Annotated in this window: 11 protein-coding genes; 6 read left to right on the top strand and 5 right to left on the bottom strand. The window is 27.5% G+C overall.

The features are described from left to right. The first annotated feature begins 57 nt into the window (after positions 1 to 57). A complete protein-coding gene (locus tag B4A23_RS11880) occupies positions 58 to 354 on the top strand; it encodes a plasmid mobilization protein (protein ID WP_291091261.1) in 297 nt (98 codons plus the stop codon). A 37-nt stretch (positions 355 to 391) separates the two neighbouring features. Then, positions 392 to 1831, top strand: a complete 1440-nt coding sequence (locus B4A23_RS11875) for a relaxase/mobilization nuclease domain-containing protein (protein ID WP_291120301.1) — start codon at positions 392 to 394, stop codon at positions 1829 to 1831. A gap of 27 nt (positions 1832 to 1858) precedes the next feature. Here the strand turns inward: B4A23_RS11875 and B4A23_RS11870 are convergent, their stop codons facing one another. Both B4A23_RS11870 and B4A23_RS11865 read right to left on the bottom strand, forming a co-directional pair. Then, complete coding sequence (locus tag B4A23_RS11870) at positions 1859 to 2413, bottom strand: hypothetical protein (RefSeq protein ID WP_291120299.1); 555 nt, start codon at positions 2411 to 2413, stop codon at positions 1859 to 1861. Positions 2414 to 2423: 10 nt separating this feature from the next. Beyond that, positions 2424 to 2933 (bottom strand): hypothetical protein, encoded by a 510-nt coding sequence (locus tag B4A23_RS11865; protein WP_291120296.1) that lies wholly within the window; start codon positions 2931 to 2933, stop codon positions 2424 to 2426. 322 nt (positions 2934 to 3255) lie between these two features. On the opposite strand from B4A23_RS11865, the gene B4A23_RS11860 reads away from it, so the two are divergent. From B4A23_RS11860 to B4A23_RS11845, 4 genes are read left to right on the top strand one after another with little or no spacing between them, the layout of a single operon-like run. Then, on the top strand, positions 3256 to 5592 hold the full coding sequence (locus B4A23_RS11860; protein ID WP_291120292.1) for a sensor histidine kinase: 2337 nt from the start codon (positions 3256 to 3258) through the stop codon (positions 5590 to 5592). Continuing rightward, positions 5582 to 6634, top strand: a complete 1053-nt coding sequence (locus B4A23_RS11855; RefSeq protein WP_291120289.1) for a hypothetical protein — start codon at positions 5582 to 5584, stop codon at positions 6632 to 6634. The genes B4A23_RS11860 and B4A23_RS11855 overlap by 11 nt, the downstream gene beginning before the upstream one ends. A 3-nt stretch (positions 6635 to 6637) precedes the next feature. Beyond that, positions 6638 to 7348 (top strand): hypothetical protein, encoded by a 711-nt coding sequence (locus tag B4A23_RS11850; protein WP_291120286.1) that lies wholly within the window; start codon positions 6638 to 6640, stop codon positions 7346 to 7348. 3 nt (positions 7349 to 7351) lie between these two features. Next, the gene (locus B4A23_RS11845) at positions 7352 to 9238 is read left to right on the top strand and encodes an HsdM family class I SAM-dependent methyltransferase (RefSeq protein WP_291120283.1); all 1887 of its coding nucleotides are present in this window, start codon (positions 7352 to 7354) and stop codon (positions 9236 to 9238) included. Between the two features lie 645 nt (positions 9239 to 9883). Here B4A23_RS11845 and B4A23_RS11840 read toward each other — a convergent pair. The 3 genes from B4A23_RS11840 to B4A23_RS11830 are packed head-to-tail and all read right to left on the bottom strand — an operon-like array spanning position 9884 to position 12621. Then, positions 9884 to 11188, bottom strand: a complete 1305-nt coding sequence (locus B4A23_RS11840; RefSeq protein WP_291120280.1) for an OmpA family protein — start codon at positions 11186 to 11188, stop codon at positions 9884 to 9886. A gap of 18 nt (positions 11189 to 11206) precedes the next feature. After that, positions 11207 to 12226, bottom strand: a complete 1020-nt coding sequence (locus B4A23_RS11835; protein ID WP_414647089.1) for a T9SS type A sorting domain-containing protein — start codon at positions 12224 to 12226, stop codon at positions 11207 to 11209. Positions 12227 to 12261: 35 nt separating this feature from the next. Continuing rightward, positions 12262 to 12621 (bottom strand): MBG domain-containing protein, encoded by a 360-nt coding sequence (locus tag B4A23_RS11830; protein WP_422653358.1) that lies wholly within the window; start codon positions 12619 to 12621, stop codon positions 12262 to 12264. Positions 12622 to 12670 lie beyond the last annotated feature (49 nt).

Here is a 12670-nt window from a genome sequence, read left to right as displayed (position 1 = left end):
TTCAATAAAAAATCTATCAAAATTATTAACGCTACGCTAAATTTTAAAAACAATTCAATGGAAAATAAAAAAACGATTCTAAAGTTTCGAGTTACAGAAACTGAAAAAAAAATCATTTTAGAACGAGCTAAAAATACAAATAAATCTTTCAGTGAATATGCTAGAAAGATGTTAGTAAATGGAGAGATAATTTCGATTTCTCCTGAAGAAAAAAGAATTATTGGAGGGTTGTCAAACAATATAAATCAACTTACAAAACTTTATCATATAAATCAAAAAGAGCCTCAAGCTTTACAAATAGAATTAACTAACCTTATAAATATTTTGAAAGATGCCTATAGGAGAAGCACATAAAACAGGAAATTCTTTCACAGGAATTTTTGAATATATTTTGGCTCAAGGAAATTATAAAAATGAAAACATAACAAAGAAGCCTGAGATTGTTTTACAAAATTTTTCTTTAGAAAGTGATTACAAAAGTTTAGGAAAAGAATTTCGATTTCAAGCAAATGAAAATAAAAAAGTTATTAAACCTGTAATGCATCTTACTTTAAATTTTAGTGAAAAGGATAATATAAAAAATCACGTTCAACTAAACTTTTTGAAACGACTTTTAAAGGAAATGGGAATCGATAAACAAAATCATCAATATTTAGTTGTTCGGCATAATGATAAACATCCACACTATCATATCATTGTAAATCGTGTTGGCTTAGATGGAATAACACTTTCTGATAAAAATTCTAAACTAAGAATTGGAACTGCGGTTGATAAAATTGAAAAAGAATTAGGTCTTGATAATTATCTTGAAAAAACGAGGAAGTTTGTTTATGATCCTACAAATGAAAAAGGATATAAAAAAAATGATAAGTATATATCGAATGAAAACTTAATCAAAACAAATCGAGATAAACAGGTTGGAATCAAAGAAAAAAAGGACTTTATACAATTAAAAGTTTTGGATATTTTGAGTAATTATAAGATTAATTCGCTTAAAAGTTTAAGAAATGAATTAGCAGTTCATAAAATTGAATTTAAATACACTGTTGATTCTAGAAATCAAGTTGCTGTTTCTTTTAAATATGATAAGCTTTCAGTTAAAGGAAGCCAGATTAAACTTAAAGGGAATTTAATTAGGGATAAACTAGAAGCAAATAATGTTTATAATGTAAAACGGTCTAATAGAGATAATCGAGCAGATGTTTTGAAAGACTTTTCTACAAGTTTTAAAGAAAGTATTGATTCAATTATTAATCAATATAATAGCAACAAAATTCCAAATTTTAAGAAAGTTTTCGCTAATAATGGTATTGAGTATAATGGAAAAGAACGTTTCGAATATAAAAAATGTGCTATTACGGTTAATAATATTGAAAAGTTTAAAAACGAATGTGATAGGCAGTATAATGATGCACTAAAACAATTTGAAAGAGAAAAAAAGAAATACATTGAAATTAATAATGCAGAATACAAGATGCCTATTTTAGGAGTTTTATTGCCTAGTCAAAAGAAATATAATGAAGAGTTGAGAAATTTAAAATTTCAAAATAACAGACCTGAATTAAAAATGAATATAAAAGCAGATTCATTTGAGAATCCAGTTATTAATTTTTTAAATGAAGAGTCTAATAAAATTAGAAATGAAGAATTAAATCGTGAATCTGTTTATAAGATTGATGAAAGTGTAGTGAAAAAGATGATTGATGATAGTTATATAGATAAAATTAGTTCTAAATCAAATGATGTTATGGATTCTATTATGAGGTCTAATTCTATAAATGATGATTATGATGAATATAAACGTAAACGTAAAAATACTCGTAAAAGATAGAAAAAGGGATCATTTGATCCCTTTATATTATTTCCAAACAACGTCTAGATTTTCAAAAATTGCTTCTATTTGTTTCGCCATTATTTCTTTTGGAAAAACAATTATTTTAAGTTGTCTTATGATTGGGTAGGTTGTTTCGGTTGTTTTGAATGTGATAGTAGCTTTGGTTGGGATGTTAGGTTTGATATTTTCGGCTCGAATTCCATTATTAAACGAAACAAAAACTTCATAAGTCTGAGCTTGATTTCCTTGTGGATCTATAAAATAAGATTGTTCACATTGGAAAAAATTTCGTGTTTCAGCTTCTATATTTCTGTACATAAAAGTTACTGTAACGGTCTTATCAGCTTTAGAACCTACAATACTTGTAATATCAAGTTGTAAACCATCAATTTTAATAGATTGAATTGGTTTCAATAAATCTAACGTTTCTTTGTAATAACGATTTTCCTTTGATAATTCTTCATTTTTAGCCTTTTGAAATTTAAGTTCGTTTTCTAAATCAGAGCATTTTTGTTGAGCAAAAGAAAAAGAATTTAAAATCGTATAGAATAAGATGAATGTTATAAATTTTGTCTTCATAGTCCCAATTTTAAGTTGTTAAACAAAATTCATTATACTCTTTCAATTGATTTTCAATCGCTGAATCATACCATTCTTTTGTCGCATAATGTTCTTTATAAGCTTTAATTCCTCCTTTTATAGTAAGAATTCGAGCAAAAAATAAATTAACAAATAAATTAGTTTGATTTTTTTCAATTGCATCAAGAATCTTAATATGGATTTCTTCTATAGAAGCATCATTTCTGTTGTATAAAAAAGCATCCGCTGTAAAATTTGCAGTTGAAATGATCATCCAAAACAACTTATTTCTTTCGGATTCATTCAAATTTGAAACATATTCTGAAATAGAATTTACGATAAATGGTTTAAAATCATCAGTTTTATTAAGAATCCCTGATTTAAAAGAATCAGAAAACTCTTTCACTTCAATTTCATTTAATCGTTTAAATTCTGGTGAATTAATATTTCCGAAAAAAGAAGTGTTTAAAAATTGACAAATGATTTTTTTTTTCTCTTGTAGTGTTAATTGATTTTCCATGTCTAGATTGTTTTTAGAAATAAAGTAGCGTGGAACTAAATACAATCCGTTACAGAGGTACTGCGAAGAACCCTAAACCCAGAAAGACTCAGCCCACGCCATATATAGACATGGGCGTAAGCCTATCGAAGATTTTAGGTTTATAGAAGATTCGCAGTTTTCTGTAACCAAATTTCGAAAGCTTACGCGTACGTAATTATTATTTTATAATGGAGTAAAATTATAAAAAAATTAGATGCTTTTGTAATTAAATTTAAATTCAACAATACTTATTATTAAATATATTTAATTTAGCACTAAATTATTCTTAAACCGAAATAGGATGGATGAAAATCAAATTAGAGAAGAATTAGCTAGGGTTTTAAATGAAGACCCTAATAATTATAGTAGAATTATTGAGTTATCATCAAAATTATCAACTTTTGATAATGATAATATCCGTTTTAGTGTAGATGCTGGAGTAATTGATCGACTTGGTAGTGAATTAGTAGCAAGACAAGAAACTGCTGTATCCGAGTTGGTTAAAAATTCTTATGATGCAGATGCAACCAAAGTTAAGATTAAGTTTGAAAACTCAGATAATGTAGGTGGTACTCTATATATAGAAGATAATGGTACAGGAATGAATCGAGAGCAATTGATTAATGGCTTTATGAGAATTTCATCTACGTCTAAAATTCATCAACCTTTATCTGAGAAATATAAAAGAAAAAGAGCGGGACAAAAAGGGATAGGTCGATTTGCAGTACAAAGACTAGGTCAAAAATTAACAATTACTACACAAACTGTAAATAGTTCACAAGCACTAGTTTTAAGTATAAATTGGGATGATTATGCAAGTGATACAGAATTATTAGCAGTTAACAACAAAATTTACGTAAAAGAAAATAAGGATAGAGAAGAAGGAACTACCCTTAAAATAGAATTTCTTAAAGATAAATGGTCAGAAGCATCAATTAAAAGAATATACAATTATGTTGCTGATATACTTCAACCTTTTTCCTTATCATCAATCAAAGAAAAATTAGACGATAATTTAGATTTATTAAAAGGTGAATATTTATCTCCAGATCCAGGTTTTAAAGTATATTTTTCAAAAATAATTAATGGTAAATCAATAAATATAGCGGATGAAAAAACAATGGTCTATAATCATGCAACGGCTGAAATTGATGGTGAAATTGATAATAATGGCATAGGTTTATATGCTATAGATAGTTCAAAATTGGATTATTCAGATATTGGCGAAATCAGTAGTGATCCAGATAAAGAAGGTATTCCATTTAAGAAATTAAGAAATGTAAAATTCAAAGCATATTATTTCATATACAATTCTGGACTAGTACCAAAAATGCAAGAATCTAGTATTAGAAATTTAGCAAGAAAGCAAGGAGGTATTAGACTATATAGGAATAATTTTAGAGTACTACCTTATGGTGAAAGAAATAATGATTGGTTAGGTTTAGATGCTTCAACAGCTAAAAGATCGATTTTACCTGTTCATTCGAATATTAATTTTTTTGGGTTTGTTGAACTATTAGATACAAATAATGAGTTTAATGAAACTTCAAGTAGAGAAGGGTTACTTGAAAATGAAGCATTAATTGAATTAAGAAATTTTGTTTACAGAACCATAATGACAGCTGTTATTAAAATAGCAGAAGTGAGAAATGTTAAAATAGTATCTAATCAAAAAATGGTAGATAAAATCTACGAAACAATAGAAGTGCGTATAAAAAATATTGCTTTTACATTAGAAGAGTTAGATCGCGAATTAGAAAAAGAAACAGGTAATATTGAAGTAAAGAAAAGAAGAAAGAAAAAAATAGAGCAAGCTAAAAAGGAAATAGAAGAATTAAAAAAGGCACAAGAGGAAGAGAAAGATCAATTTTTAAAAGAAAGATCAATGTTACGAGTATTAAGTAGTGTTGGTTTAACAATTGGTCTTTTTATCCATGAGATTAGAGATTTTATTCTAAATATGGACAATAATGTTACTTACTTAGTAGAAAAATTAAAAAATGAAGAAGTAATGCTTCATCGCCTTAATCTTTTACAATCTAATATAGAGTCCTTTAATTCGTATACTTCTTATTTTGACTCAGTAGTATCACAAAATGTTATCAGAGATTTAAAACCAATAGACTTAAAAAAGACAATTGAAAAATTTTCAAATGCAATAGAGAATGATATTCTTAAAAATAATATTACGCTATTAGATTCTAAAATAGAGGGACATTATTTATTTACTTGCCCAATGCATCCATCCGAGTGGTCAAGTATTTTGTTTAACCTATTTACAAATGCTAAAAAAGCAATTAAACGTACAAGTAATAAAGGTAAATTATTTATTGAAGTAGGAAAAACAGAAAGTAAAATATTTTTGAAATTTTCAGATAACGGAGATGGAATTAATGAGAAAATTAAGGATAAGATTTTTGATGAGTTTTTTACAACTTCTTCTCCCAAAACTATAGATGAGATTAACACAGTAAACGAAAATGTAGGTACTGGTTTAGGTTTAAAAATTGTAAAAGATATAATAACAAGCTATAAAGGAAAGATTTTTGTAGATGAACCTATAGAAGGATTTTCTACAACAATATATATTGAAGTTCCAAAAGCTACAGATAAAGAATTAGATAAATATGGATTATAAAGTATTATATATTGAAGATTTAGAAGGAGAAACGAGAATGTTAACTCTAAAAAGGGAAAATTTTATTTTAACTCAGATAAAACCTTCAGATAATGTAGATATTATCATAAATGATATAAAAGAAACGAATCCTGATTTAGTGATTTTAGATTATATATTAACCGAAGGGTCTGAGTTGAAATATTGTAATGCACCTACGATAGCATCAACTTTGAGATCTTTAGTTGCAACTAAAGATTTTAAGGAGACTCCTATAATCTTAATGTCAAATAAAGATAATATTGTAGAAATGTATAGAAAAGACTATACAAGTCACGATTTGTTCGATTATGCTATTACTAAGGAAAATGCAACTAAAAATTGTACAGATAAATTTATAGATAAATCAATTTCAATTATAGAAGCATATAAAAATATAGAATCAAATGATTACAATTTATCTAAAATATTAAATATTGAAGATGAATTAATTCACTCGAAAATAAATTTTTATTTAAATAGTTCAAATAAATCAACATATGAATATAGTAGATTTATTTTTGAGCACTTATTAAGATGTTCTGGATTACTTATAGGAGAAGATATTCTCTCTGCAAGATTGGGAGTAAGTAAGGATTCATATGATTGGGAAAAACTGAAAACATTGCTTATTGATTATAAATATTCGGGTATTTTCTCAAATGTGTATAACCGATGGTGGATGGTTAAAATCGAGAATTGGTGGAGTGAAGTAATAGAAGAAAAGTTATCCCTAAGGAGTTATACAGCTAATGAAAGAGTTGAGATAATTAAGTCAAAATTAAATCTTGATTTAAGTGTAGTATTATCAAGTGAGAAAAATATGAGTACTTATTATTGGACAATTTGTAAAGAAACAAGATTACCATTAGATCCTTATGATGGATTGGAGTTACTTGAAGAAGAATTTAAACCATGGCAAGATAAAGACTATATTTCAATAGATGGTTATTTAAATAATATAGAAAAATATAGCAAGCTAGTAAGTGAGTTAGACAGAAAAGAAATGCGCGAATATTGTTAAGTTATGGAAATTTGGAAAAGAAGAAATTATATTAAAGATATCAAAATTTTAATAGAACTAATTTCTGAATTTAATATTAAAGGAGAATTCAAGGGATTATCTGATATGATAGAAGAAATTGAATCTAATCAGTCAGATATTTTAGCATACAACTTAAATAATTTTAGTATTCATATAAAAGGTGCGGTAGCTCGTGCTTTTCCAAAAGATATGCATTTTTGTAAAATTGATCTACAAAATACTTGCATAACAAAAGAAACTTTAAATGAAAATTTTGATCCACTACGTATATATAGTTTAGATTTACAGATCAGTTTATTTAAGTCTGAGGTTAATAACAAAAAAGAATATTGTTCAACCTGGCATCTAGATAGAGAAGCTAATGAAGCTAATTTTGCTTATGTACATCCCTACTATCATTTTCAGTTTGGAGGCAAAAAGCACGAATATTTAGATCCTGATATGGCTATTTTAAATAGTCCTAGAATACCTCACCCTCCTATGGATGTAATATTGGCATTTCATTTTATAATTAATAATTTTGTAGACAGAAAAAGGTTTGAATACGTTGATAAAATTAAAGAAGACGTTAGGTATAAAAAAATAATCGCCAATTCTAAGGAAAGACTTTGGCTTTCTTATTTTAAAGGCTTATCATTTTCTACTCAACACAATGATTATAAGATTGAAAGACTTTTTCCTTTATACTCTTAAATAATGAATCAAAAAATATATAAATTTCTTAAAGAATACTCGTATGCTGAAAATGACATTAATAATCTTTTAGTTTCGTCTTTTTTAAAACTTAATAATATAAATAAAGTTAATAATATATTTATTAATCAATTTATTATCGATGATATTCAACTAGAAAAATTTATTTCTTATTTTGATGAAAAATTTACTATAGAATTATTACTTGAATTATTTGAGTTTGTAATTTCTCCTGAAGATAAAGAAGTTAATGGTGCTGTTTTTACTCCTGTAAATATTAGAGATTTTATTATTGAAAATGTTTTTAGAAATTTCACGGATAGGAATATTGAAATATATAATTTAAAATTTGGGGATATAGCTTGTGGATGTGGTGGCTTTTTTAAAACAATTGCAGATAAATTATCGAATAATTTTAATAAAACATATTATGATATTTACCGTGAAAATATATTCGGTTTAGATATTCAGGAATATAGCATTATTCGTACTAAAATTTTGTTGTCCTTACACGCTATATTAAATGGAGAAGATAGAGAGGAATTCATATTTAATTTATTTGTCGGTGATGCATTGAATTTTAATTGGAATAATATTCCACAAATAGAATTAAATGCTGGGTTTGATGCAATAGTTGGTAACCCTCCATATGTAGGTTCAGTAAATTTAGATAAAGAAACAAAACTAAAAATGAAAAGTTGGTCAGTTTCTTCCACTGGTAAATTAGATTTATATATCCCATTTTTTCAAATAGGTTTAGAATTAATTAATCCAAATGGTATTCTGGGTTATATAACGGTAAATAATTTTTATAGAAGTCTTAATGGTAGAGCATTAAGATCATATTTATCCGATAATGGTTTTGCATTTAAGCTTATTGATTTTGGAGGAGAACAAGTATTTAAGTCTAGACTAACTTATACTTGTATATGTTTAATTAATAAATATCGTGGTTTATTAAATTATACAAATTCAAATCCTTTGCATATTCAGGATATTCAAAATGAAGATTTCATAAGTTTTAATTATTCAAGTTTAAATCATAAAGATGGTTGGCATTTAGAAGAGGTAAGAGTTAAATTAAACATTAATAAGTTAGAAAACTCTGGAGATAAGTTAGGTAATATTTATAATATTAAAAATGGATTTGCAACGCTAAGAAATAAAATATATTTATTTCAACCAACTAGAGAGGATGAACTGTATTATTATTTCACTAAAGATGGTCAAGAATTTCATATTGAAAGATTAATTTGTAGAGATGCTATAAAACCTAACATTTTAAAAACAGAGGATGAAATCGAGGTAATTTCTGAAAAGATAATTTTTCCCTATGAATATTATTTTGAAAATAATAGTGGTTTATTCAATGATCAATTGATTAGATCAGTTCGAATTATAGATGAAGAGTTTTTTGAAAATAATTTCCCACGAGCTTATGATTATTTATCTAATTGTAGAATAGAGTTATCTAAAAGAGATAAAGGGAATAGATTATATGAAAAATGGTATGCATATGGTCGTTCACAAGCAATTAATATTCAAGGATTAAAATTATTATTTCCTTATATGTCGGATGCTCCATATTTTGTATTTACAAATAATGAAGATTTATTATTCTACAATGGATATGCTATAGTTTCTAATAATGAAGAGGATCTTTTGTTTATCCAAAAGATTTTAAAAAGTGATATTTTCTGGTATTATATCAAAAAGACTAGTAAACCATATGCCAGTAATTACTTTGCTCTTGCAAAAAATTATATAAAAAATTTTAGTATCCCTCATTTTACAAATATTGAAAAAAGACAATTTATGAGATTAACTTCTAAAAATAGTATTAATCGATTTCTAATGAATAAATATAATATTACAGATATAGAATTTTAAATATACTTAATTTTGATACTATTTTGATACCCAAATTTTCATTTTCTTTTCAAAAGCTTTATACATAAGCATTTATTAAAAATATAATTGGACCAAGTGGGACCACAAAAGCACCTTTTTAAAAGGTGCTTTTTTATGTCTACAATTTTTAGTGTCCTTTATTTTTTATAATTGATTAAAAATCAAGTTTTTCTTTTTTTTTAAGTAGACTTGAAAGGTTTTCATTTATAAAGTAATACTAATTTTATTTTCTTATTTTATTTAACGATGAGCCTATTAGTAGTTTTTGAGGTTTTCAGAAATATGTATTAAAAAAAGATTTTAAAAATGTCAAATGATTTGTAGATAAGTGTCAAAAAACTGAAAGTCATGGTTAAAATATTTTACTGTTTGTGTAGAAAAAGATTTATAATATTGAATGGCTGAAGCTTATTTTGATCGGTGAAAATCAAAGACAAGCGTTTCTTGTAAATAAAAAGTAATAGAAATAATTTTGATAAGTTCAGTTTATGCTTTCATAATGGCTAATAAACAATAAATATATTTTGACAAAATCTATATTTAAAAATAATCCCTTTATCTAAAAAAGACAAAGGGATTTATTTGAATTATATCTATAATTTATGAATAAAATACAATACAAGATTATTCTTTTAAATTGATTTCAACTCGTCTATTTTTCTGACGATTAGTATTGTTTACATTTGGATAAAGCGGAGATGTTTTACCTTTCGAAATTGTTTCTATCTTTTCTATTGGAATACCTTTATCAATAAGGTAATTTGAAACAGCTTGCGCGCGTTTCATCCCAACTTGTATATTTCTATCTTCAGTACCTATATCACACGTATGCCCAATTATTTGAATAGATTGCCAATCATATTTTTTTAGTAACTCAGCAATTCTACTCAATTGTTCTTCTTGATTTACAGAAATAGTTGTAACACCTAAATGATCAAAAATTATCGGCTTTTCTATTTCTTTTTTATCACTATTTGATAAAGGTTTTAATTCTGGTATTTTTTCTATTATCGGTTCTTTTTGCGATTTAACTATTGAAGTAGAAACCTCTTCTTCCAAACTAGCTTCTTCTATTTGAGGTGGTGAAAGTGATTGTATTTTAGGCTTTCCAATACCAAATTTGATTTGTATACCATATGCCAATAGTTTCGATTGATCAATCATGTTTGATGAGCTTAAAACACCATTTGCAAGTTGAGTAACTCTTTCTATTTCGTAGTTTACTAATGGACTATTAGCTGAAACTGGCTTAACCATATCATTCAATCCATAATCTACATAAACTCCTGTATAAAGTCTAGTCTTGTTCGACAATTTGAAACTAATGCCTATTTCAGTGCTCAAAGTAAAGCCTGTTTTTAGCTTTGTTGAGTTTTCAGCTTTCCAATTATTTAATGTTCCAAAGCCATGTTGTGGTAAGTTTATTAACTCTACATTAATGTCTTCATAATAACCACTTGTTTTAATTTCATTTATATTAATTGTAGATTTTTGACTAAAAGGAAACACTACTTTTCCTCCTGCATTGATATAAAACTGTGTTGTTCCATTGGTATGGTATTGTATCATTAATGGGATACTTACGCCATAAAATCTACTTTTTTCTTTATAACCTTTTGTTTGAACTCGGTATTCGAAAGCATCTCCCTCACTATCGACTTGATATGTACGGGTTATTTCATCATTTAAGCGAGTTGTATTACGAAAGAGCGAAAGTTCTGCTCCTGTTATCAGACTCCAATTTGGGTGGAGAAAGTAGGTGTAACCAACACCTACTTTTCCACTTGTTTTTAATATCGTTTTTCCATTAGAAACATTATAATTTAACCCTTGAGGTCCACCATTCAAAGTAATACTCCATTCTTGGGCTTGTACGATATTTCCTATTACAGCCATTACAAGGCCTAATATAAATTGTTTTTTCTTCATTATTTTGAGGTTCAAAAGTTAATTCACTAATAATTTTACAGATTCACGTTTACCATTTTCTAAAAACAAATAAATGATATAAACCCCTGGTACCATAGGTACTTGAGTCACCACTTCTGGTGATACTTGGTTGATCTCTTTGTACAATTTACCTGTGATATCCGTTATCATAATTTTAGCACCTTTCAATTCTTCTGATGGATAATCTGCTTTAATTGTAAATGTTGTTCCTTGTCGAGCTGGATTTGGAATTACTTTTACACCTCCTTTGTGTTGTCCTGCAACAATAACCAATGGACATGTTTCCATTGTGTTTCCATTTTTGTCTTTTACAACTACCATATAGCTGCCATTAAGCGGAGTAGGTGATGTATAATATTGTCCTTGAGCTCCTACAATTGCTTGTCCATCTTTGTACCACTGCCAGTTCACAAATTCATCTGATGAGTTGTCGAAAATCAAGACATCATCCCATTTTTGTTTTACCATACCTGTTAGTTTATGGTTCAATACTTTGGAAACTGTAGCAGCATCTATGAAATTAGGGTTTGAAGCTATTGAAGCTGTTATTTCTGTATAACCACTTGAGAAAAGAACAACTTCGTTTCCACTGATTTTAGCGACCGACTCGTTTGAAGAATGGTAGACAATTGGTAAACCACTTGATGATTTTGCAGTTAATTGTATTGTTGTCACACCGTCACAACCTACTGTCAACGTTTGGTCCCATGAAATGGATTGTGTAGCTTTGGTAATTTCTAATAGTGCTGTTAGCGTATTATTCTCATAATTATTACCTCCATTAATAGTAGCTGTAACAGTGTAATTGCCTACTTCAGTTTTATTATTTCCTACATAAGATACACTTACTCCTGTTGGTGGTGTTCCTGCTATAGAAAGTGATTTCACGCTTCCGTCATATACAAAACTGTCGTTACTGAAAGTAATTCCAGCAATCGTTGCTTTAGTAATTTCAAAGTCCGCTTTTTGATATGTAAAGTCATAGTTTGTTGAAGCAAGTAATGTCCCTTGATTTATTGTATAGTTCCCAACGTTTTCTCCGGCATCACGTGTTAATGCACCTGTTNNACTTTAGATTGTGGATCAGCAGTTACAGTTAAATTAGCTTTAGTAATTTCAAAGTCTGCTTTTTGATATGTAAAGTCATAGTTTGTTGAAGCAAGTAATGTCCCTTGATTTATTGTGTAGTTCCCAACGTTTTCTCCGGCATCACGTGTTAACGCACCTGTTAATTTATCATTTCCGATTAATTTTCCTGATGTAATTTGATAAGTTAATGTTGGATCATTTGTTCCATAAACTTTAGATTGTGGATCAGCAGTTACAGTTAAATTAGCTTTAGTAATTTCAAAGTCCGCTTTTTGATATGTAAAGTCATAGTTTGTGGAAGCAGCTAAAGTCCCTTGATTTATTGTATAGTTCCCAACGTTTTCTCCGGCGTCACGTGTTAATGCACCTGTT

Origin of the sequence: Empedobacter sp. UBA7248 (assembly GCF_002472945.1) — a bacterium.
Taxonomy (GTDB): domain Bacteria; phylum Bacteroidota; class Bacteroidia; order Flavobacteriales; family Weeksellaceae; genus Empedobacter; species Empedobacter falsenii_C.
The sequence above is the reverse complement of the archived record's forward strand: the minus strand, read 5'-3'. Positions and strand labels throughout refer to the sequence as shown.

Bases quoted from the DNA above. Each gene is read 5' to 3' on its own strand.
- B4A23_RS11860 (WP_291120292.1), top strand. From the start codon at position 3,256: ATGGATGAAAATCAAATTAGAGAAGAATTAGCTAGGGTTTTAAATGAA.
- B4A23_RS11865 (WP_291120296.1), bottom strand. From the start codon at position 2,933: ATGGAAAATCAATTAACACTACAAGAGAAAAAAAAAATCATTTGTCAA.
- B4A23_RS11845 (WP_291120283.1), top strand. From the start codon at position 7,352: ATGAATCAAAAAATATATAAATTTCTTAAAGAATACTCGTATGCTGAA.
- B4A23_RS11840 (WP_291120280.1), bottom strand. From the start codon at position 11,188: ATGAAGAAAAAACAATTTATATTAGGCCTTGTAATGGCTGTAATAGGA.
- B4A23_RS11855 (WP_291120289.1), top strand. From the start codon at position 5,582: ATGGATTATAAAGTATTATATATTGAAGATTTAGAAGGAGAAACGAGA.
- B4A23_RS11880 (WP_291091261.1), top strand. From the start codon at position 58: ATGGAAAATAAAAAAACGATTCTAAAGTTTCGAGTTACAGAAACTGAA.
- B4A23_RS11850 (WP_291120286.1), top strand. From the start codon at position 6,638: ATGGAAATTTGGAAAAGAAGAAATTATATTAAAGATATCAAAATTTTA.
- B4A23_RS11870 (WP_291120299.1), bottom strand. From the start codon at position 2,413: ATGAAGACAAAATTTATAACATTCATCTTATTCTATACGATTTTAAAT.